The organism is Vibrio sp. 1401 (genome assembly GCF_033340295.1).
Genome location: NZ_JAWOWF010000003.1, coordinates 128,859 through 150,669 on the forward strand (window position 1 = coordinate 128,859; position 21,811 = coordinate 150,669).

A 21,811-nucleotide genomic window follows, 5' to 3' on the forward strand; every position below is an offset into this window, starting at 1 on the left:
TTTTTTGTGTTCGGGAGTTATGCAACCTGAGAGTTTAAGTCATCGCGGTAGCGTTGAATATGCTCAACAATTGGTGCGGCTTTGTTGAACGTTCTGATTTCTCTAAATAGGTCTTTTGCTTCAGGATAAGCCTGACGTAAGTAAGAGAACCATTGTTTTACGCGGTTTGGGTAATACAAGCCTTTATCGCCTTTCATCTCAAACTTGGAATAATAGATAAGCAACTCAACCACCTCGGGCCATGACATTGGCTGGTGGTTATGTTTTACCATATTGCCTAAGTTAGGGATATTGAAAGCGCCTCGGCACACCATCAAAGAGTTAACGCCAGTCGTTTCAATGCAACGTTGACCGTCTTCATAATTCCAAATTTCACCATTCGCTATCAGTGGGATATCGAAACGTTCGCGAATTTGGTTGATGTAATCCCATTTTATCTCAGAAGCTTTATAACCACCTTGTTTAGTACGTGCGTGTACGGTCAATTCATTTGCGCCAGCAGACTGAATGGCATCGACAATTTCAAAGCAATCTTCAGGGTTCTCCCAGCCAAGACGAATTTTTGCAGTTACGGGAATGGCTTCTGGAACGGCTTCTCGACAAGCTTTAACAACACGGTGAATGAGCTCTGGATGTTGGAGTAGCGCTGCTCCACCTTTACTTTTGTTGACCATTTTGGCTGGGCAACCAAAGTTTATATCAATACCTCTGGCGCCAAGATTTGCCGCTTTAATTGCGTTCTCAGCCATCCAGTTTGGTTCTTGTCCCAACAATTGCACATGTACTGGCACACCAGATGCAGTCTGAGAACCTTGCAACAGCTCCGGGCATAAACGGTGAAATACATGATCGGGTAATAGCTGGTCGATTACGCGAACAAACTCCGTAACACACAGGTCATAGTCGTTTATCTCGGTCAGGATTTGGCGCATCAAATGATCTAAAACGCCTTCCATTGGGCCTAGTACAACTCGCATAGCTTGCCTAATACAGTTTGGTGGTAAAAAGGAGGGCGATTGTAGCGATGTAAGTTAAGTTTGTCATTAAAAGAGTCGAAGCGCCCAGTGCTGTCAAACACACAACGTTAGGTTACGTGCTTTTGAGCTCTGAGGTATAATGCCGCCAAATTTATGGGAAACCAGATGTCATGCAATACACATTGATTGAAAAAGGTGAAGTTCACGTCGATGAATCTTGCCTATTTATCGAAGGCGCAGTGTTAGCTGCGAATCTGACGACAAAACCACTCGCTCCTGAAAAGTGGTTAGAGCCGCTATTAGGTGAGGGATTCAAAGCGATTCAACCAGCTGTGGAAGAGCAAATTCACAAGCAGCATAACCGAATTCAACGAAACGAATATTCCGTGCTAGAGCTAACAGGCAAAGAACCTGAACAACTTGCTGATTTTGCCGAAGGCTTTATGTCTGTTTGGCCAATGATTGAAGAACAGTGGCAGGACGTTGAGCTCAATGATGGATTACAGCGTATGCTGCAAGCATTACTGACCACTTTGATGCTGGCTATTGATGAGCCAGCAACGCAGCAACAGATGCGCGACGCAGGTATTGAAACGCCACCGGCCCTGACAGATTTAGTCGACCAGCTTGATTTAATGGTCGGTGAAGTCGCGCTGGGCGCGGATGAGTTGATGGTAGGAAATAAAGCTCAAAGCCTAAACCCATTCAAAGGTATCGGGCGCAATGATCCCTGTCCTTGTGAGAGCGGAAAAAAATTCAAGCAGTGCTGTGGTCAATCACGCGGCTAAAGCGAATCGCCGCGCTATCCACTTAACAAAAAGCCGACCAGATGGTCGGGTTTTTGTTAATTTTTACGCGTTAGTAGGATTAACGAATTGGATTAACGCGTTTTGCAGGGAAGAATTGTGCAATTACAATTAATGCCAAAGCGATTAAATTGCCTGCAAAAATTACTACTAACCATTGTGGCATTGATAAATCAAGGAGCTGCCACACAACCTTAGAGCAATCACCATATGCTTCAAACATCCAAGGAACCCACTGATTGAGCGGAGCCCAGCTAGGGAATGTGACGAATAAATCGCAAGTCGCGAATGGTGATGGATTAAACTGGTAGTCAACGTGCTGCATTGCAAGTAACAAACCCTTGTAAGCACTTAATCCCCAGCCTATCAAACCTAGCCAGCGGAAAATTGGGTTCTTGGGTGCCAATATACCAACCATTGCAGCGACGCCCACTCCCATCATCGCGACTCTTTCATAAATACACATGACACATGGTGCAAGCATCATGACGTGCTGAAAATAGAGGGCACATGCTTCAAAGAAAACGACGAATAGCAGAAGCAGTAGCCACGATAAACGTCCCTTTGAAAACTGGTTAAGTGAATTTAAAATAGTCACGTTTTTGTTCCTGTCTGAAATAGAAAAAGCTCTGAATACTCAGAGCTTTTTATCGTGGATAAGTTTCCTAATCAACTCAAATTTTAGTGACCACCGGATACTACGGGAGTCAGATCACCACTATGAGGTAAAATCCAACCAGCTTCGTAGAAAGAAGCGGTTGCAGGCTCTAGGAAGAACATGATTCCCATCAGACCGACAATCGCAAGAACGACGGTGTAAGGCAGCGCCATGATAACCATTCGACCGTAAGACAGACGAATTAATGGAGCGAGAGCCGATGTGAGTAAGAATAGGAATGCCGCTTGACCGTTTGGCGTTGCAACAGAAGGCAGGTTAGTACCAGTATTGATTGCCACCGCCAGTAAGTCGAACTGATCACGAGTAATGAGACCCTCAATGAGTGCAGTTTTTACTTCATTGATGTAAACCGTACCAACGAACACGTTATCCGACACCATAGATAATAAGCCATTCGCCACATAGAACAGAGCTAGCTGGGTACCTTTATCTTCAACGGCAAGCACCGCATCGATGACTGGTTTAAATAGCTCTTGGTCAATGATTACGGCAACGATCGAGAAAAATACTGCAAGCAGTGCAGTGAAGGGCAGGGCCTCTTCAAACGCTTTCCCCATGGAGTGCTCTTCAATGACACCAGTAAATGCGGTCGCTAAAATGATCACAGAAAGGCCAATTAAGCCGACAGCCGCTAAGTGCAAAGCGAGTGCAACGATCAACCAAACCGCAATAAGACCTTGAACCCAGAGTTTTGCGACATCTTGATTTGTTCGCGTTTTACGCTCTTCACGGTCAAAATCGACGAGGATCTGACGAACGTTATTAGGAAGCTTCGCGCCATAGCCAAACACTTTAAGCTTTTCAACTAAAGCACAAGTGATGAGACCACAGAAAAATACAGGTAGTGTCACTGGAGACATACGGATTAGGAATTCACCAAATAACCAACCCGCTTGGTCTGCAATAATTAAGTTTTGAGGTTCACCAACCATCGTGGTTACGCCACCTAAGGCAGTACCTACGCCAGCATGCATCAACAAAGAGCGCAAAAAGGCACGATAGTTTTCTAGGTCATCACGCGTTAGTTCAGTGATCGTGTCATCTTGTGTATGGTCATGGTCACCGATAGGGTTACCAGACGCTACTTTGTGATAGATAGAGTAAAAGCCGATCGCCACGCTGATAACAACGGCGATAACCGTCAAGGCATCCAAAAATGCAGACAAAAATGCCGCAGCAAAGCAGAACGCGAGTGATAGTAGGGTTTTAGAGCGAATGCCAAGTAAAATTTTGGTAAAAATGAACAGCAATAGCTGCTTCATGAAGTAGATGCCCGCAACCATAAATACCAGAAGTAGCAGTACTTCGATATTTGCTACTAATTCGTGCTTAACTTGCGCAGGGCTAGTCATGCCGATAGCAATGGCTTCAATAGCAAGTAAACCGCCAGGTTGTAATGGGTAGCATTTTAATGCCATTGCTAGCGTGAAAATAAATTCAGCGACCAACAACCATCCAGCTACAAATGGGTTTATTAGGAAGAATACAATCGGGTTAATTATTAAGAAGGCTATAATGGCAACTTTGTACCAATCAGGCGCTTTACCAAGGAAGTTCTTGATAAAAGCGTTTCCGAGCGATATCGGCATGATAATTCTCTTTATAACAAAATTATGAATAGACACTACAATAGTGCTTAAGTATCTGTTTGTTAGACTTATTAACTAGTCTTTAAAAACAATAACTTAGTAAAACAACAATCCTTTGTTTATTGTAGTCTTGCCAAGTTACTTCCCCTGAACTCAAGCACCGCTCACTTTCGACCGCAAACTCTACACTCAGGCATTTATTAGTCAATAACACAACGTGATGCTACCGACTAAAATGACTTTTTAAATGTAATAACGCGATCAAAACGGCGTTACTATACCATGAAAGTCTTAAAAAAATCCTCTTGGATTTTAAATGACGGTCAGTGACGAGAAAAGGCAAATTAAGAAAGAATATTAACTGTGATATACAAAGTAATTTTTCATATTTTGAATATAAAAATGTGACACGGTTGTCTTTATTTCTCCGAGATTTGTGAGCTGTTTATTTAAATGAAAATTCATATTTTACTGCTTTCGCTTGCATGTTAGAGCCTCTTAAATTGACACAACATATAGAGTATTAACTCTATGTTATGGAGTCGTTTCCACTATTGATCGTAAATTTTCTCAAACCGCTAAGTAGTGGTATGATGAGTAGTATCGACCCTCAGAAATCAATATTGGATAAAAAGTAGAATGGTCATAAAGGCGAAAAGCCCTGCGGGATTCGCAGAAAAATATATTATCGAGAGCATTTGGAACGGCCGTTTTCCTCCAGGCTCAATTTTACCTGCTGAGCGCGAGCTGTCCGAACTGATTGGTGTTACTCGAACGACTTTAAGAGAGGTTCTTCAACGACTAGCCCGTGATGGATGGCTGACTATCCAGCACGGCAAACCTACGAAAGTTAACCAATTTATGGAGACCTCTGGTCTGCATATTTTGGATACTTTAATGACGCTAGACGTTGATAATGCGACAAACATTGTAGAAGATCTGCTTGCGGCACGTACTAACATCAGTCCTATCTTTATGCGCTATGCATTTAAAGCGAACAAAGAGAGCTCTGAGCGTACAATTAAGAACGTAATCGAATCTTGTGAAGCTTTAATGAATGCGGCTTCCTGGGACGAATTCATCGCTTCTTCGCCGTATGCTGAAAAAGTTCTGCAGAATGTGAAAGAAGATAACGAGAAAGATGAAGCGAAGCGTCAAGAAATCTTGATTGCTAAAACGTTCAACTTTTACGATTATATGCTTTTCCAGCGCCTAGCATTCCATTCAGGAAATCAAATTTACGGTTTGATCTTTAATGGTTTGAAGAAGCTCTACGATCGTGTCGGTAGCTACTACTTCTCAAATCCAGCTTCTCGTGAGCTAGCTCTGAAGTTTTACCATCAATTGCTCGAAACTTGTGAAAGTGGCCAGCGTGAACAACTACCAGTAGTGATTCGTCATTATGGTATGGAAAGTGCGTTGATCTGGAACGAAATGAAAAAGCAATTACCAACGAACTTCACGGAAGACGACAGTTAAGCGCTGACAAGTTGGATAAGCGAAAACCGCAGTGCCTTAGGCCTGCGGTTTTTTTGTTTTTATTTATAAGTCGGCGACGGACCAAGCACCAATAATAAGGCATGGAACGTTTATCCTGCTAGCGAGAGTCTGGGTAACGGTAGATATAATGACTCTACGACATCTGAAAGGACATGGTCGTAAGTATTGAAGATGGTCAATGACAAGTCCGATGTGACGCCATAAAGCTCTGCTTCTGTTAAGTCGACATGACTCCCTGTCACGTATTCATTTAGCGTCTGTATTGAGCGCGTGGAAGCAGGAGAGGTAATGCTAAGTGGAGCGATAACCGCTAGTTGGTTTAGCTTACGCATCATGACCGATGCATAGTTTTTGAAACGCTCATTTCCGCCTTGTTCTCCTAAATCTTGAATGCTGATTCGTAACTGAGTCAGGGTCTCCAAGCTATCCATAATGTTTTGCCAGTTCATGTGATACTCATTATGCAAGTCATCTCTTTGCTCAACCGCTAGCCATGCGATGGTTACTTCATCCATCAAAAACAAGCAATGACGAATTAACTTACCATGCTCCATCTGGTTTCTTGCAACACTATGGTCATTCCATTGTTCAAGTAGTTTCCCTACTTTAATCTGTAATACGCGATACATGGGTTTGTTTTCAAACCGTGATGTTTCGACTAAAAAATGCAGCTTGTTAGTCAGAGCATCATGAAGAGCGTCCAATTTTTGTTGATCGTTTTGTTGGAATTGAAGCGAGTAGTGAGTAGCAGCTCGGTGGTGTCTCAGAAGGTGAACAACATCTCGCAACAATGTTAACAGCTGATATTTGCGCGCATGTTGCTGCTCTCGTTTAGAAGATAAGTGATATATTCCGGCTAAAATAGCGATGGACAATAGTGTGGAAATCAAAACAAACATAACCAACTCCTTGTTAGTGTTTGGACCTAACAAGGAAGATTGCAGTTTTGATGCCAAACAAAAACTCAATTTAAACAATTGGTTATATTGAATGTTCTTTTTGAATGGTCGTTGTTGGTGCATGGATTCACCAAATTTGTGAATATGGTTGATTATTCGGTGTCGATGCTTGGTGTACGCGTTATTCTTTGTGAGTTACATATTGATTACTTTTTGTAGTCTGATTCAAGTCACAATGTTTAGAAATTAAAATACTCGAACACTTCATATGATATAAGTTGTCTATTTTGTTGATTGTTCGAGGTAATTAATTTGTCTAATAAATTCGACCTATGCTTCAGTACTCACTCAAAGATAACGCTCCCTATCGATACAAATGATGAGGATAGGTACCTTCAGTTTCGTAAGGACAACCCACATATATTTGGTAGTTTTATTCCCGCAGGTACTCCTTTCATACTGAACGAAGGCTCTGTGAACAACATAGCTAAGTTGCGTAGCGAGAGACCTGATATAGCTTGTGCTCTTGATACTGTAAAAAGTTGGTCACAAGAAACCAAAAGAAATGTAGCCAATCTAACACGTGAGTTTGGCGATGAAAACTAACAAGCGGTAGCCCTCCTCTATGAAAAAGAGATTAAGCCTTTTTTAGATGCTACTAATCATACTATGGGGAGGGGGGAATCGATGAGTATACTGCAGTAGGTGCTGCCGCTACTGCTGTTAATGAAAAGCAAGTCAGATTGAGTAATTTCGGGAAAGCTTCGCTCAAATATCAAAACGCCTTACTAGATGTACGTACAGCCTCACGAAGTGGTGCGCAGAAAAAGGAGCTTGTGAAGCTTGGATATAGAGTTAAAGAAGCTCACAGTTCTTTGAATGCCAAATTTACAAAAGAGCTTGCCCATTATGCAGGACGAGTTAAAAGTAGCCGTGGAAACATTTGGAGCAACCCGAATAGGGCTGTCAATATCGCGCGAAGTGGCAGGGATATAACTAAGTTACATTTAACATCTATAGCTAACATCCGCTCAATTCGATTTCTTGAACAAAGCTCTAGTATTGTGGGTAAAAAGATCATCATGATTGATGCTGGTGTTCGCTTTAACAATGTTCGAAATGCCAAGAATAACGGAGAAAATTGGCAAAAAAGAGCAGCAATGGAAGTTGCAGGGTTTGGTGCGAGCAACGCTGCTGGCGTTTGGACTACATCCAAAGTGATTGTATCTGGAATGGGAGTCGCTTTGGCTGCTGGCCCATTTGGAGTAGTAGTATTAATAGGTGTTGGTTTAGGGGCTGGTTATGCGGCTGCAAAAATGGGTGATTGGTTTGGGCAAGGTTTAGCAGAAAAAACCTATGAAACTAGCTCTAAAGTAAATTGGTTTTAAAGGAGTAGTTGTGTTTTGTTTCGATCTTATAGTGATGATTGTTGGTTGGACATGGTTACTGAGCACATTGGTTTTTATTCGTGTATCAGCAAAGCGGATTGAGACAAAAATATTGCAGGATGGTCATGATCCAATTGGCTGGGACAGAAATGGGTGGGGTTTTAGATTTCCCATGTACGCCTCAGTGTTGATGCGAGGTAAACCTGCGAAAGTATCGCTGGTAGAAGACAAACTTATTCTAAAGTACGCGACGGTCTTTGACCGAGTGCTTGCGTATATTGTCACAATAAGCTTCGTGATGGCACTTGCTTTGGGAGCAGTAATGGGGTTGGGGCCTGAAGAGTACTGAGTGAAAACCAGTTAAGCGCAGGGCTCTGTAGAACGGTGAATACAAGCCTAGTTGAAAAGCCAAATCCTAGTAAAGGGAACAAAGTGTTTTATTTTAATATTGTAAACATTATTGTTGGATGCACTTGGCTAGTGAGTACCTTGTTTTTTATTCGTATATCGGTAAAGCGGATCGAGAAAAAGATGTCGAAGGATGGTCATGGCCCTGTCGGTTGGGATAGAGATACCTGGGGGGTTAGATTCCCAATGTATACTACAGTTTTAATGCGAGGCAAGCCTGCGAAAGTATCACTTGTAGATGATCAGTTAATACTAAAATACGCAACGACATTTGATCGAGTTCTCGCTTTTGTAGTCACGATCAGCTTTGTACTTTTCCTTGCATGTGGCGCGATTATTACTTGGGGTCCAGAAGAATTCTCTTTGTAGTACAATCAAGCTTAATCGATAAGCTTAACTGCGAGAAAAGGCTTAACTGATTTAGTTAAGCCTTTTCAATAAAGATACTTACATTACGCGCATGCCAGGTTGAGCGCCTTCGTGTGGCTCAAGGATCCACAGGTCGCTACCACCAGGGCCTGCCGCTAGGATCATACCTTCAGACATACCAAATTTCATCTTACGAGGTTTTAGGTTTGCTACCATTACCGTTAGCTTGCCTTCTAGCTCTTCAGGTTTGTAAGCTGACTTGATGCCAGAGAATACCTGACGAGTTTCACCACCGATGTCCAATTGGAACTTAAGCAGTTTGTTGGCTTTTGGTACTTCTTCACAAGAGATGATACGAGCGATACGCATATCTACTGCAGCAAAAGCATCGAACTCAATCTCTTCAGCGATTGGTTCTTTGTCTAGCTCGGTTTGGCTAGCCTTGTTCTTTTCCGCTTCAGCTTTCTCTTTCGCCGCCATTTCTGCCGCCGCATCTTCTTTAGATGCTTCGATCATCGCTTCAACATTCTTCGGATCGATACGGTTGAACAGTGCTTTGAACTTAGTGATCTCGTGGCCTGTTAGTGGAGCAGCGATGTTTTCCCAAGTCAGCTCTTGGTTTAGGAATGCTTCAGTACGTGCAGCTAGAGCAGGCATTACTGGTTTCAGGTAAGTCATCAGTACACGGAACAGGTTGATACCAACAGAACAGATGTCTTGTAGCTCCTGATCTTTGCCTTCTTCTTTTGCTACAACCCACGGTGCTTTTTCATCAACGTATTGGTTAGCTTTGTCTGCCAGTGCAGTGATTTCACGGATTGCACGACCAAACTCACGCGTTTCGTAAAGCTCAGCGATACGGTCAGCAGCAGAAACAAATTCGTTGTAAAGTTCAGGCTCTGCAAAGTTGTCAGACAGTTTGCCTTCAAAACGTTTCGCGATGAAACCTGCGTTACGAGATGCCAGGTTAACGATCTTGTTAACAACGTCAGCGTTTACGCGCTGAGTGAAGTCTTCAAGGTTAAGATCTAGATCGTCGATACGGCTGTTTAGTTTCGCAGCGTAGTAGTAACGTAGACACTCAGGGTCTAGGTGCTCTAGGTAAGTGCTTGCTTTTACAAACGTACCTTTAGACTTCGACATTTTTGCGCCGTTTACGGTTACGTAACCGTGTACGAATACGTTGTTAGGCTTGCGGAAGCCAGAACCTTCTAGCATTGCTGGCCAAAATAGGCTGTGGAAGTAAACGATGTCTTTACCGATGAAGTGGTACAGCTCTGCTGAGCTGTCTTTTTTCCAATACTCGTCGAAATCTAGGTCGTCGCGCTTGTCACATAGATTTTTGAAAGAGCCCATGTAGCCGATAGGCGCGTCTAGCCACACGTAGAAGAATTTGTTTTTCTCACCAGGGATCTCGAAGCCAAAGTATGGTGCGTCACGTGAGATATCCCATTGCTGCAAACCAGATTCGAACCATTCTTGCATTTTGTTCGCTGTTTCAGCTTGTAGCGAGCCAGAGCGAGTCCACTCTTTTAGCATGCTTTCAAACTGGGGCAGGTCGAAGAAGAAGTGCTCTGAATCTTTCATTACTGGCGTCGCACCAGAAACCGCAGATTTAGGATTGATCAGTTCTGTTGGGCTGTAAGTCTCACCACAGTTGTCACAGTTGTCACCGTACTGGTCTTCAGACTTACATTTTGGACAGGTACCTTTTACGAAACGGTCTGGTAAGAACATCTCTTTTTCTGGATCGAACAGCTGAGAGATAGTGCGGCTAGAGATAAAGCCATTTTTCTTCAACTCAAGATAAATGTGTGACGCTAGCTCACGGTTCTCATCTGAGTGCGTGCTGTGGTAGTTATCAAAGCTGATATCAAATCCAGCGAAGTCTTTTTGGTGCTCTTCGCTAACTGCGGCAATCATTTCTTCAGGAGTAATACCCATCTGTTGCGCTTTAAGCATGATTGGCGTGCCGTGAGCATCGTCAGCACAGATGAAGTTTACAGTGTTGCCGCGTAGGCGTTGGTAACGAACCCAAATGTCCGCTTGGATATGCTCAAGCATATGACCAAGGTGGATCGAACCGTTAGCGTACGGAAGGGCACAAGTTACCAGCATTTTCCTTGACGGAAAGTTTTTTGGATCGTTTGCCATACTTAATATTCGCTTTTCTTGATAGGTATAAATAAATTTTGATGGATAATACTACCCCATGAACTGACTAACTCCAAGGTGTCAAACTGCGGAATGCCTTAGTTTTTTTGGGGTTCTGGTTGAGCCTGGACGGTGGTAGCATGACATCTAAAAGGAGGGCTTATGCATCAGTTCACTTCAAAACAAGATTTTTGTCACTGGTTTAACCAATTCCAACATCCACAGTTGGTGGAAAACTGGGCAGATACTCATGGCGCAATTTCGATTACGACAAAGGGTTCTATTGATATAACGTTGCCATTCGCAAGTAATGAGCTTCAAACCGTACTGCATGACTGGATCAAACAGCAGCAAGCCTCGGGTAAAGTGGCTGAATTCCCATTTAATATTCGCCTTGGAGTTAAAGCTTTAGAAACTCAAGTGGCTAACTCGGTTAAGGGTGTTAAGAACATCATTGCTGTCAGTTCTGCGAAAGGTGGCGTTGGTAAATCTACTACCGCAGTTAACTTAGCGTTGGCGATTGCTCAATCTGGGGCGAAAGTGGGATTGTTGGATGCAGATATCTATGGTCCGTCTGTACCTATGATGTTGGGGCAAGAAGATGCTAAACCAGAAGTTCGTGATGGCAAGTGGATGGAACCCATTTTTGCTCACGGCACCTATACTCATTCTATCGGTTATTTGGTGGATAAATCAGAAGCGGCGATATGGCGCGGTCCAATGGCTTCAAAAGCATTGTCGCAGTTATTAACTGAAACAGATTGGCCAGATTTGGATTATTTGGTGATTGATATGCCGCCGGGTACGGGGGATATTCAATTGACTCTGTCACAACAAATTCCGGTAACAGGTAGCGTGCTAGTCACAACGCCGCAAGATTTAGCCCTTGCCGATGCAAGGAAGGGAGCGGCAATGTTTAACAAAGTCCATGTCCCGGTTATTGGTGTTGTGGAAAACATGAGTTATCACATTTGTAGTCAATGTGGCGCGAAAGAGCATATTTTTGGTATGGGCGGAGCTGAAAAAATGTCGCAAGAATTTGGCTTAGCATTGTTAGGACAAGTTCCGCTTCATATCTCTATGCGAGAAGATATTGACGCTGGCGTGCCAACGGTAGCAAGACGCCCAGAAAGTGAGCATGCAGGGTATTATAAGCAACTTGCCGATCGCGTATGTAGCACGATGTTTTGGCAAGGCAAAGCAAAACCAGATGCGATTAGCTTTACAATGGTGAACTAAGTTTACTATGCCTGTTGGTTGATAATTGCACATTTTAACGTTTGCTCGGAGGTTAATCCTCTGAGCAGGCAGAAACTTATGACTAAACCCTAATTCCAACTAGTAACTATGGGGTGAACTCCCTATAATCAGGCAGTTTATCTTTTTATGTGACTAGAAATCATCATCGGGTGCAAACTAATGTCTGATAATAATCAATGCGTCATCGTAGGTATTGCTGGCGCTTCTGCTTCTGGAAAAAGTCTGATCGCGAGCACTATTTATAATGAGCTTCGCGCGAAAGTAGGCGATCATCAAATCGGTGTCATCACGGAAGATTGCTACTACAACGACCAAAGCCACCTAAGCATGGAAGAGCGAGTAAAGACGAACTACGATCACCCGAGTGCGTTGGACCACGACCTACTGTGTGAGCACCTAGAAAAATTGGTACGTGGTGAAGCAGTAGAAGTGCCTGAGTACAGCTACACTGAGCACACAAGAACAATTAACACCACCACAATGACACCTAAAAAGGTGATCATTCTAGAAGGTATCCTTCTTCTTACAGACCCTCGTCTTCGTGATTTGATGCATGCGACAGTATTTATGGACACACCGTTAGATATTTGCTTGCTTCGCCGTGTTAAGCGTGATGTGGAAGAACGAGGCCGAACTATGGAGTCTGTTCTTAAGCAATACCAACAAACAGTACGTCCGATGTTCATGCAGTTTATCGAACCTTCTAAGCAATATGCGGACATTATTGTTCCTCGCGGTGGTAAAAACCGTATCGCAATTGATGTATTAAAAGCTCACATTGCAAGACTTTTGAAAGCTTAAGCCTATAGACGGCTATATCGCTTTATTTTTAGGAGAAGAAGTGGCACCTTAAGTGCCACTTCTTTTTTTTTGTTTTTAAATTAGTCAGTTGCAGGTTAAAACCAGACACTTTTCACGCTTTTGTGGAACTGTCAGCGGCAAATGGAGTCTGCGCTTATAATTGTAAAAACACTCGAGCAAGGAAAAACAAATGAAGAAACTGCTCTTAATTCTAGCAATACCGATTGTGGTCATTTTGGTCGCAATTTTAGCGTTAACCATCTTCGTCAATCCGAATCAGTTTAAACCCCTTATTGTTGAGCAAGCGCAAAAGCAAACGGGATTAGAGTTGGTGATTGAAGGGGATATCAGTTGGCAATTTTTCCCATCAATTGGCTTTGAGTTGGGACATACAGAATTGCGAAACCCACAAGGCTTTAGTAAACCCAATTTATTCAAAGTTGATACCGTTGGTGTAGACATCTCTGTTATGCCACTTTTTAGTCAACAGCTTGAAATTGGAAACGTCACGCTTGATGGTGCTGAGTTCTACATTGAAACCAAGAAAGATGGCAGCAAGAATATTGATGCATTGACGAAAGCCCAAACACAACAAGCAGAACAAGAGAGCAATGCTGCGCCTACGCAAAATGGTGAAACGCAAACTTCTGGTTCTGATTGGAGTATTAATCTTGCTGGCGTTACGGTTTCTAACGGTTCATTAGAAATGCAGGATAAGCAAGCCGGTAGTTACACCAAACTTTATGATATTTCATTAAACCTTTCCGAATTCGCTTTTGACAACTGGACAACGGCTGATTTTGGCGTGAAGGGCGAAATGAACGACCAAAAGTTCACCGCGAAAGGTCAGGCAGACTTTAAGCTAGAAAAAGGTTTGGCAAACTACGCGCTAAAGAACATCAACTTTGATGCGACATACTCTGACCCTGCCAATAAAATTGAATCGGCAACGATCGGTTTAGACACGTTTGAATTCGATAAAGTAAATAACCTGACTTATGCCATTAAGGGTGTCGCTGGTGGTATGAAGTTAGATATGCAGGGTGCTGGTCAACTTAGCGTGGACAAGGCTATCAGCAAAGTACAGTTGGATAAGTTAACTCTTAAATCGACTTTTGAGGGTGATGCTTTACCTCAGTCCCCGATGAAAGTCGACATGGTGTCTGATCTGTCTTTCGACCTAACGAAAAACCATCTGAGTTTTGTTCTAGAGAAGTTAACAGCGAATGCTATCGCCCTAGATGGTAAGGCAGATGTGACACTCGGTGATATTCCTAAAGTACGCTTTGCTCTCCATAGCCCCAATATCGATCTTGATGAGTTCTTAGGGTTAGATAAGCAAGCTGCCGAAGGTAATAAGCCTGCTTCTGGTGGCGAGAGTGCTCCTGCCGGACCTGAGGTTGAGCCTGATTTGTCTGCGTTGAAAACGTTAGATGTAAAGGGTGACATTACCATCGACAAATTCAAAGCGGCAAATGCGAAGATGGAAGCGGTAAAAACGAGCTTCACTGTAAATCGTGGCGTGTTTGAGCTTACATCTTTTAGTTCGAAGTTGTACCGAGGCTCAATCTCAGCGACAGCGAAGTTAGATGCACGCCAATCACCAGCGACTTACAGTGTTAAAAAGTCAATCAAAGGCGTGAAAGTTCAACCGCTACTTATAGACGTTGCTGAAAACGACAAACTTGAAGGGACAGGTAACATTGATGTGAATGTTACAGGTAAGAGTCTCACGCCTACCGGTATCAAGAAGAATCTATCTGGTACGGTTGTTATCAATTTTGCTGACGGTGCGGTGAATGGCATCAACGTTGCTCAGTTGATTCGTGAAAACTATGCGAAATTTAAAGGGCAAAAAGTTGAAGGCACCAATGAAGCTAAGAAAACAGACTTCAGTGCGATGACGGCGACATTGAAACTCAACAAAGGTGTTGTATCAACGGATAATATGCAAGCTCAGTCTCCATTGTTACGTGTTCGTGGTAAAGGTACCGCAAACTACATCAATGAAACAGTCGACTTTACTATCAGCACGTCAGTTGTAGGTAGCCTAGAAGGCCAGGGCGGTAAAGATATAGATGAGCTGAAAGACATCACGATTCCAATCAATGTGTCTGGTAAGTGGGCAGAACCTAAATTCAAGCTCGTATTCGATGATGTTCTGAAGCAGAAAGCTCAGAAAGAAATCGATCGTGGCGTAGAGAAGCTAACGGACAAAATCAAAGACGAGAAAACCAAAGATGCGGTCGATGGTTTATTGAAGAATCTTTTCAACTAACCGTGCGTGAAAATCAAAAGGGTTGGCATTTTGCCAACCCTTTTTAAATTACTCTGCGAGTGTTACCAATCGACGCCTTTGAGGGCTTTTACGCCAGATTCAAATGCGTGCTTTACATTTTTCACTTCAGAAACGGTATCGGCCATTTCAATCAGGGTTCGATGTGCGCCACGCCCAGTAATAATAACCGACTGCATTTTAGGTCTGTTGCTCAGTGCTTCGACCACTTCGTCTAAGTCGATGTAGCCGTAGCTCACCATATAAGTTAGCTCGTCAAACAAGATGACATCGATAGAGTCGTCTTGCAGCATGCGCTTACATTCTTGCCATACGCCTTGCGCAGCTTCGGTATCAGCGGCTTTGTTTTGAGTTTCCCACGTAAAGCCGGTTGCCATTACTTGGAATTCAACGCCGAGTTTCTCAAGTAGGTTGCGCTCACCGTTGTCCCAAGTACCTTTAATAAACTGCGCGACAGCACAATTCAAACCATGACCCACTGCGCGTGCGATCGTACCGAATCCTGATGTCGATTTACCTTTACCATTTCCGGTAATGATCAGTAGCAGACCTTTTTCCTCTTGAGCAGCAGCGATTTTTGCGTCTACCTGTTCTTTGACTTTTTGTTGGCGAGCTTTATGGCGTGCTTCTTTATTTTCTTCGATAGACATAATACTTCCTCAATTCCTTTTCGTGCTGTGTCCAAGCTAATTTGGGTTCATTGATTTATCTCGCTATGATAGACCAACATATCGTGAAGAAAAACCACCGATAATTCAGGGAATAAAATGAAGAAAATACTTGTTGTTTGTATGGGAAACATTTGTCGGTCACCAACTGGAGAGGCAGTGTTAAGAGCGAAAGCTCAAAAGCTAGGCGTTGAAGTAGAGGTTGATTCGGCAGGTACAATTGGCTACCACGCAGGAAACCGACCGGATTCAAGAGCGATGGCAGCAGGAAAGCAGCGAGGTTATTCTTTTAAAGGAATGCAAGCGCGCCAAGTCACCATTGATGACTTTGAAAAGTTTGACCTTATATTAGCCGCAGATAAAGCAAATTTGGCCGATTTATTGGATATTTGTCCGTTGAAGTATCGACACAAAGTATCGTTATTTTTAAGTCATTCTGAGTCAGGTTACGACGAAGTCCCGGACCCATATTATGGTGGGGAAGATGGCTTTGAACTGGTGCTTGATTTAATCGAAGAGGCATCAGACGCAATTTTGAAGAAGCTATAATCGCCGTGCTTGAAGACAATAGAAAAAGGGATGAGCTCAGCTCATCCCTTTTTATTCGTGTTAACCCGCTAGTATGTCGGTTGCGACTTTGTAGCTTGGGTCTTCCTTCACGTTAATTTCAACCAAGCTGCCAGCTTTGTCCAAAAGTTTACGACAATCTGGGCTTAGGTGACGAAGGTGCAGCGTTTTACCTTGAGCATTGTAACGCTCAGCCAGTGTTTCAATGGCTTCAATTGCAGAGTGATCTGTCACGCGAGAGTCTGCAAAATCGACAATCACATCTTTTGGATCTTCAGGCGCGTTAAACAACTCCAGGAAGTTAGCCGCAGAGCCAAAGAAAATAGGGCCGTGAATCTTGTACTCTTTTGAACCTTCCTCGTTTAAGCACGTGTCGGCATAGATGTGCTTAGCGTGTTGCCATGCAAACATTAATGCAGAAACGATAACACCAACCGCTACGGCAATAGCAAGGTCAGTAAGAACAGTAACAACGGTCACAAGAACAATAACGAAGAAGTCTTGCTTCGGTACGCGGCGTGCTAGCTTAAATGTTGCCCATTCGAATGTACCAATGACAACCATGAACATCACACCAACCAGAGCAGCGAGTGGGATCATTTCAATTAGCGAAGAAGCGAATAAGATAAACATCAATAGAGCGATAGCCGCAACGATACCAGATAGACGGCCGCGACCACCTGAGTTTACGTTGATCATCGACTGACCAATCATCGCACAACCACCCATTGCGCCAAACACAGAACACGTCATGTTTGCCATACCTTGACCGATACATTCGCGGTTAGATTGACCACGAGTATTCGTCATCTCATCTAAAACTGTCAGTGTTAGTAGAGATTCAATTAGACCAATGGCCGCGAGAATGATCGCGTATGGAAGAATGATTTGTAGTGTCTCTAGTGTAAATGGTACCGCAGGAATAGAGAAGGTTGGTAGTGAACCTGCGAGTGTTGCAGCTTCATCACCAGACATTGTACGCAGGAAGTCAACAACAGTGCGAGTTTCCAGATCCAAGCCAACCACTAAAGCCGTCACCGTTACGATCGCAACAAGTGAAGAGGGTACAGCTGTTGTGATTTTTGGTAGAAAGTGAATGATTGCCATAGTCAGCGCAACCAAACCAAGCATTAGCAGCATCTGGTCTTGTGGTAGCCAAGTAAGCATGCCGTTGATGTCTGGCGCTTTAAACTGACCCAACTGAGCTAGGAAGATAACAATAGCCAGACCGTTCACAAAACCGATCATCACAGGGTGAGGTACGATACGGATGAACTTACCCAATTTAAACATACCAGCGGCAATTTGAAGAATACCAGCGAGCATGATGGCTGCGAATAGGTACTGGACACCGTGAGTCGCGACAAGCGAAACCATTACGACTGCCATGGCACCTGTTGCACCAGAAATCATGCCAGGACGACCACCGAAAATGGAAGTAATAAGACCAACGATGAATGCAGCGTAAAGACCGACCATCGGATCTACGCCTGCGACGAACGCAAATGCGACAGCTTCAGGAACCAATGCTAGCGCAACGGTTAAGCCTGATAGCACATCATTTTTTACGGAGTGCTTAGAAAATTGGGGAAATTCGAACATGTTTGTTTTTAAGTTCTCTTTGCAATGAGTTAAACCCGACACATATTCGTATTTGCACAAGCCACTGGAAGGTTGATTTTTAATCAAACATTGCAGTGTAAACCGTAGTATTAAAAGAGCAGCATCAGAATGGTGTCGAAAACTTGAGTCGGCGCATGCTACCGAAAAGTGTGATTAAGTTCAAGAATGATACGAATAATGGCGTACAAATGTGATCACGAATTGGTATTTATATGAACAATTTATTGGGCAAATATGAAGATAAAAAAGGCTACCAGATGGTAGCCTTTAATTTATTTATGCCGTTAAGCAGTTGAACGTAATGATTTAGCCTAGTTAAAGTTAGGCTTTGTCATCTCTGCCGATGCACGGTTTTTAGCCACTTGGCTACCTGCACCTTTAGCTTGGTAACGTTCGGTTTTGAACGGCGCTGCTGCAACCGTGATTTCGCGTAGCTCTTGAGGGCCAGGTGCTTTCGTCATCGGTGCGCTAGCGTTTAGCTTAGCAGCAACTTTAATGGCTTCGACTTTAGGCTCTGGTTTATCTACTGGCGCTTCGGCTACAATCTCTTTTGCTGCTTCAACGATAGGCTCTTCAGTAGGTGCCGTTTCTACAATGGCATCAACCGGTTCAGCATGTTCAGTTACAGGAGTTTCAACGATAGGCTCTACCGATGCTGTTTCTACTACTGCCGATTCAGCTTTTTCTGCGATTACTGTTTCAACAACAGGTGCTTCTACTACTGGAGCTTCCACTTTCGCTTCAACGGTTTCTTGAACCTTGTGTTCAACAACTGGCGCATCTGTTACGACAGGTTGCTCGCGACGAATAATCACTTTACCCATTGCCATTTCTGGACACGCAAAGCCACCTTGGATTGTAGGTACTGCTGCTACAGCTTCTTCCTTAACTCGCTCTTCCTTCTTAGGTGCTGGTTTCGGAATGTAACGTGGCATTACTTTACCCATAGCCATTTCAGGAGAAGCGACACCTCCCTTACGTAGGCGGAACGGGTTAGGGCGGCGATCACGGCCACGGCGACGACGCTGGCCGCTTGCACGCAGGTGACGTGGCGAACGACGATTACGACATTGCTTAGACTCTGCTTGCTTGTTGTCTTGCTGTGCCTCTACCGCTGCTTCTGTTGGCTTTTCAACTTTAGCTTCAACCGTTTCTTGAGTCTTAACCGCTGTTTCTTCGGCTTTCTTCTCAATAGCTTCTTGGTCCTTAACGCGTACAGACTTGTTCAATTTGCGACGTTGGCGGCGCTCTTTCACTTTTTCTGCTTTCGCATTTTGCTGCTTCGGTTTGCTCTCTTCTGGTTTTGTTTCAGTACGAGCTTCCGCTGCTAGCTGCAGACCTTTTTCCGCTACTTTTGCGTTTGCTTTCTGCTCTTGGGCTTTATCTGCCTGTTGAGCTTTAGGTTTACGCTTTTGGTTACGGTTTTGCGGTTTATTTGTTTGTTGTTGAGCTTCGTTTTGCTCATTAGCCTGCTCATCACGAGGCTTACGACGACGTCGGTTATCGCGATTGTCGCGGTTATCACGATTATCACGCTGGTTGTTATTGCGACGACGATCGTTGCGATCACGTTTGTTACGTCGATTATCGCGATTTGGTTTTTTCTCTTCCTGAGGTTTCTGTTCTTCTTTTGTTTCTTCAGAACCACCGAATAGGAAGCTACCAAGTGCTTTAAACAGACGGCTGAACAATCCAGGTTTCTCTTCTTGTTCAACGTTTTGTTCTTTCTTCTTCGCCTCAGGAGCTGGTTTAGCTGCTGGTGCAGGTGCGGTTTGAGACGGAGCAGCAAAGCCTTTAAGAACTGGCTCTTCAATTCGTTTTGGTTTTACGTCAACTTCCGCTGGCTCTTTACCTTCTGCTTCTTTCATTGCTTCCAGTTTCTTAGGAAGTAAGTAAGAAATCAGATCGAACTCTTCGCCTTCACGAACACGGATAACTTCAAAGTGCGGTGTTTCCATATCAGAGTTAGGAACAACCGTAATTTTCACTTCTTGAATGCGTTCGATATGGTTTACTGAACGACGTTTTTCGTTCAATAAGTAAGAGGCGATTGGCACAGGTACGACTGCAAGTACTTGTGCTGTGTTGTCTTTTAGCGCTTCCTCTTCAATTAAACGAAGTACAGAAAGTGCTAGAGATTCGTTGTCGCGAACGACACCAGTTCCGCTACAGCGAGGACAGATGTGATGGCTTGCTTCTGCAAGAGAAGGGCTCAAGCGCTGGCGTGACATCTCCAACAAACCAAAGCGAGAAATACGACCGATTTGTACACGAGCGCGATCAAGACGAACGGCTTCACGTAGACGGTTTTCTACTTCTCGTTGGTGACGAACTGGGGTCATATCGATAAAGTCGATAACCACTAAGCCACCCAAGTCACGTAGACGTAATTGGCGAGCAATTTCGTCGGCTGCTTCTAGGTTCGTGTTTAGAGCTGTTTCTTCAATATCGCCGCCCTTGGTTGCACGAGCAGAGTTGATATCGATAGACGTTAGTGCTTCAGTCGGGTCAATAACAATAGAACCACCAGATGGCAGACGCACTTCACGTTGGAAAGCCGATTCAATTTGGCTTTCGATTTGGTAGTGGCTGAATAGTGGAACTTCGCCTTCATATTTCTTAACGCGGTTAAGGAAATCAGGGCGCACCAATTGAATGTGCTCTTTTGCACGTTCGTAGATGGTGTTGCTATCAATTAAGATTTCGCCAATATCACGACGCAAATAGTCACGGATTGCACGAACGATAACGTTACTTTCTTGGTGGATTAAGAATGGAGCAGGGTTAGAGTCCGCTGCACCTTTGATTGCACCCCAGTGGTTAAGTAGTACATTCAAATCCCACTCAAGCTCTTCAGCACTCTTGCCAACGCCAGCAGTACGTACGATTAGGCCCATGCCCTGAGGCAGTTCCAAAGTACTTAATGCGGCTTTTAGTTGAGTACGCTCGTCACCTTCGATTCGACGAGAAATACCGCCAGCACGAGGGTTGTTAGGCATCAGAACAAGGTAACTACCAGCAAGAGAAATGAAAGTAGTAAGAGCTGCGCCCTTGCTTCCACGTTCTTCTTTTTCCACTTGAACGATAACTTCTTGGCCTTCCGTTAGCACTTCTTTGATGCTTGGACGACCTTGGTAGGTGTAACCTTCAGGGAAATATTCGCGGGCAATTTCTTTGAGAGGGAGGAAACCGTGACGCTCGGCGCCGTAATCAACAAATGCGGCTTCTAAGCTTGGTTCGATACGTGTGATACGTCCTTTGTAGATATTCGCTTTTTTAGATTCATGACCTGGACTCTCGATATCAAGATCGAAAAGTCGCTGGCCATCAACCAGAGCGACACGCAACTCTTCTTTTTGAGTTGCGTTAATTAACATTCTTTTCATTGAAAATTCTCGTTGTCTTTTCTTTTATATCTTTCTTGTCGACTTGCCACTGTTTTTTCGCTCTTTCACGGTGCCTGATCCCATGGCTTGTATTTTGCAGCCTCCCGGCTGGAAGGGGATGCTCTCGGGCACTTCAGTCATCACAAGCCTCTTGTGGTTTCTGTTGGAAACGTAGACTTGTGACCCGCTATTTGGGCGGTAGGTACTCAACGTGAATATGCGAGGAGTAGGGTGGCAAGAGTGTTGAATTCGATGTGTCTCACGCCAATGCTGCACTCGACCTTCAACGATCTACTCACATTGCTTGAGGATAAATGATTGGTAATGAATAAAATGTAACCAAACCTTCCTTAGCAGCTGTGAACTATAGCAGTGCGCGTGGCTATCAGCAATCTGCTTTCACGCAAACGATAGAAAATTTGCCGCTAAACTCAAAATTTC

The 21,811-nt window shown here is 43.8% G+C and carries 17 protein-coding genes; 9 read left to right on the top strand and 8 right to left on the bottom strand.

Features of this window, described 5'->3' with window-relative positions; all coding sequences use genetic code 11:
- Positions 1–17 precede the first annotated feature (17 nt).
- The gene (dusC, locus tag R7Z77_RS02875) at positions 18–977 is read right to left on the bottom strand and encodes a tRNA dihydrouridine(16) synthase DusC (RefSeq protein ID WP_017633856.1); all 960 of its coding nucleotides are present in this window, start codon (positions 975–977) and stop codon (positions 18–20) included.
- A 170-nt stretch (positions 978–1,147) separates the two neighbouring features.
- On the opposite strand from dusC, the gene R7Z77_RS02880 reads away from it, so the two are divergent.
- A complete protein-coding gene (locus R7Z77_RS02880) occupies positions 1,148–1,765 on the top strand; it encodes a YecA family protein (RefSeq protein WP_005380818.1) in 618 nt (205 codons plus the stop codon).
- A gap of 79 nt (positions 1,766–1,844) precedes the next feature.
- Here the strand turns inward: R7Z77_RS02880 and dsbB are convergent, their stop codons facing one another.
- Complete coding sequence (gene dsbB, locus R7Z77_RS02885; RefSeq protein WP_031779052.1) at positions 1,845–2,381, bottom strand: disulfide bond formation protein DsbB; 537 nt, start codon at positions 2,379–2,381, stop codon at positions 1,845–1,847.
- Positions 2,382–2,464: 83 nt separating this feature from the next.
- Positions 2,465–4,051: a Na(+)/H(+) antiporter NhaB gene (gene nhaB / locus R7Z77_RS02890; protein WP_005380822.1), complete on the bottom strand. Its 1,587-nt coding sequence runs from the start codon at positions 4,049–4,051 to the stop codon at positions 2,465–2,467.
- 639 nt (positions 4,052–4,690) lie between these two features.
- On the opposite strand from nhaB, the gene fadR reads away from it, so the two are divergent.
- Positions 4,691–5,530: a fatty acid metabolism transcriptional regulator FadR gene (fadR, locus tag R7Z77_RS02895; protein ID WP_005380824.1), complete on the top strand. Its 840-nt coding sequence runs from the start codon at positions 4,691–4,693 to the stop codon at positions 5,528–5,530.
- A 110-nt stretch (positions 5,531–5,640) separates the two neighbouring features.
- On the opposite strand, the gene R7Z77_RS02900 is transcribed toward fadR, so the two are convergent.
- Positions 5,641–6,450: a hypothetical protein gene (locus tag R7Z77_RS02900; protein WP_213967580.1), complete on the bottom strand. Its 810-nt coding sequence runs from the start codon at positions 6,448–6,450 to the stop codon at positions 5,641–5,643.
- A gap of 743 nt (positions 6,451–7,193) precedes the next feature.
- On the opposite strand from R7Z77_RS02900, the gene R7Z77_RS02905 reads away from it, so the two are divergent.
- The 3 genes from R7Z77_RS02905 (at position 7,194) to R7Z77_RS02915 (ending at position 8,615) form a co-directional block, all read left to right on the top strand.
- Entirely contained in the window at positions 7,194–7,838 is a 645-nt protein-coding gene (locus tag R7Z77_RS02905) for a hypothetical protein (protein WP_225452447.1), read from the top strand.
- A gap of 10 nt (positions 7,839–7,848) precedes the next feature.
- Positions 7,849–8,187: a hypothetical protein gene (locus R7Z77_RS02910; RefSeq protein WP_062730501.1), complete on the top strand. Its 339-nt coding sequence runs from the start codon at positions 7,849–7,851 to the stop codon at positions 8,185–8,187.
- A 182-nt stretch (positions 8,188–8,369) separates the two neighbouring features.
- On the top strand, positions 8,370–8,615 hold the full coding sequence (locus tag R7Z77_RS02915; protein WP_226975267.1) for a hypothetical protein: 246 nt from the start codon (positions 8,370–8,372) through the stop codon (positions 8,613–8,615).
- 78 nt (positions 8,616–8,693) lie between these two features.
- On the opposite strand, the gene metG is transcribed toward R7Z77_RS02915, so the two are convergent.
- Positions 8,694–10,769, bottom strand: coding sequence for a methionine--tRNA ligase (gene metG / locus R7Z77_RS02920; RefSeq protein ID WP_132936841.1), 2,076 nt, complete (start codon positions 10,767–10,769; stop codon positions 8,694–8,696).
- A 162-nt stretch (positions 10,770–10,931) separates the two neighbouring features.
- Between metG and apbC the strand changes: the two genes are divergently transcribed.
- The 3 genes from apbC (at position 10,932) to R7Z77_RS02935 (ending at position 15,108) form a co-directional block, all read left to right on the top strand.
- A complete protein-coding gene (gene apbC / locus R7Z77_RS02925; protein ID WP_213967579.1) occupies positions 10,932–12,008 on the top strand; it encodes an iron-sulfur cluster carrier protein ApbC in 1,077 nt (358 codons plus the stop codon).
- Positions 12,009–12,188: 180 nt separating this feature from the next.
- On the top strand, positions 12,189–12,830 hold the full coding sequence (udk, locus tag R7Z77_RS02930) for a uridine kinase (protein ID WP_005380833.1): 642 nt from the start codon (positions 12,189–12,191) through the stop codon (positions 12,828–12,830).
- Between the two features lie 190 nt (positions 12,831–13,020).
- Positions 13,021–15,108, top strand: a complete 2,088-nt coding sequence (locus R7Z77_RS02935; protein ID WP_213967578.1) for an AsmA family protein — start codon at positions 13,021–13,023, stop codon at positions 15,106–15,108.
- 62 nt (positions 15,109–15,170) lie between these two features.
- Here the strand turns inward: R7Z77_RS02935 and cobO are convergent, their stop codons facing one another.
- A complete protein-coding gene (cobO, locus tag R7Z77_RS02940) occupies positions 15,171–15,776 on the bottom strand; it encodes a cob(I)yrinic acid a,c-diamide adenosyltransferase (protein WP_005380837.1) in 606 nt (201 codons plus the stop codon).
- A 117-nt stretch (positions 15,777–15,893) separates the two neighbouring features.
- Between cobO and R7Z77_RS02945 the strand changes: the two genes are divergently transcribed.
- The gene (locus tag R7Z77_RS02945) at positions 15,894–16,343 is read left to right on the top strand and encodes a low molecular weight protein-tyrosine-phosphatase (protein ID WP_025767219.1); all 450 of its coding nucleotides are present in this window, start codon (positions 15,894–15,896) and stop codon (positions 16,341–16,343) included.
- Between the two features lie 60 nt (positions 16,344–16,403).
- Here R7Z77_RS02945 and R7Z77_RS02950 read toward each other — a convergent pair whose 3' ends face one another.
- Positions 16,404–17,963, bottom strand: coding sequence for a SulP family inorganic anion transporter (locus R7Z77_RS02950; protein WP_213967577.1), 1,560 nt, complete (start codon positions 17,961–17,963; stop codon positions 16,404–16,406).
- 332 nt (positions 17,964–18,295) lie between these two features.
- Positions 18,296–21,370 (bottom strand): ribonuclease E, encoded by a 3,075-nt coding sequence (rne, locus tag R7Z77_RS02955; RefSeq protein ID WP_318136599.1) that lies wholly within the window; start codon positions 21,368–21,370, stop codon positions 18,296–18,298.
- Positions 21,371–21,811: the final 441 nt, after the last annotated feature.

Bases quoted from the DNA above. Each gene is read 5' to 3' on its own strand.
- nhaB (WP_005380822.1), bottom strand. From the start codon at position 4,051: ATGCCGATATCGCTCGGAAACGCTTTTATCAAGAACTTCCTTGGTAAA.
- fadR (WP_005380824.1), top strand. From the start codon at position 4,691: ATGGTCATAAAGGCGAAAAGCCCTGCGGGATTCGCAGAAAAATATATT.
- udk (WP_005380833.1), top strand. From the start codon at position 12,189: ATGTCTGATAATAATCAATGCGTCATCGTAGGTATTGCTGGCGCTTCT.
- R7Z77_RS02880 (WP_005380818.1), top strand. From the start codon at position 1,148: ATGCAATACACATTGATTGAAAAAGGTGAAGTTCACGTCGATGAATCT.
- apbC (WP_213967579.1), top strand. From the start codon at position 10,932: ATGCATCAGTTCACTTCAAAACAAGATTTTTGTCACTGGTTTAACCAA.
- R7Z77_RS02945 (WP_025767219.1), top strand. From the start codon at position 15,894: ATGAAGAAAATACTTGTTGTTTGTATGGGAAACATTTGTCGGTCACCA.
- rne (WP_318136599.1), bottom strand. From the start codon at position 21,370: ATGAAAAGAATGTTAATTAACGCAACTCAAAAAGAAGAGTTGCGTGTC.
- metG (WP_132936841.1), bottom strand. From the start codon at position 10,769: ATGGCAAACGATCCAAAAAACTTTCCGTCAAGGAAAATGCTGGTAACT.
- R7Z77_RS02900 (WP_213967580.1), bottom strand. From the start codon at position 6,450: ATGTTTGTTTTGATTTCCACACTATTGTCCATCGCTATTTTAGCCGGA.
- cobO (WP_005380837.1), bottom strand. From the start codon at position 15,776: ATGTCTATCGAAGAAAATAAAGAAGCACGCCATAAAGCTCGCCAACAA.
- R7Z77_RS02915 (WP_226975267.1), top strand. From the start codon at position 8,370: ATGTCGAAGGATGGTCATGGCCCTGTCGGTTGGGATAGAGATACCTGG.
- dusC (WP_017633856.1), bottom strand. From the start codon at position 977: ATGCGAGTTGTACTAGGCCCAATGGAAGGCGTTTTAGATCATTTGATG.
- R7Z77_RS02935 (WP_213967578.1), top strand. From the start codon at position 13,021: ATGAAGAAACTGCTCTTAATTCTAGCAATACCGATTGTGGTCATTTTG.
- R7Z77_RS02950 (WP_213967577.1), bottom strand. From the start codon at position 17,963: ATGTTCGAATTTCCCCAATTTTCTAAGCACTCCGTAAAAAATGATGTG.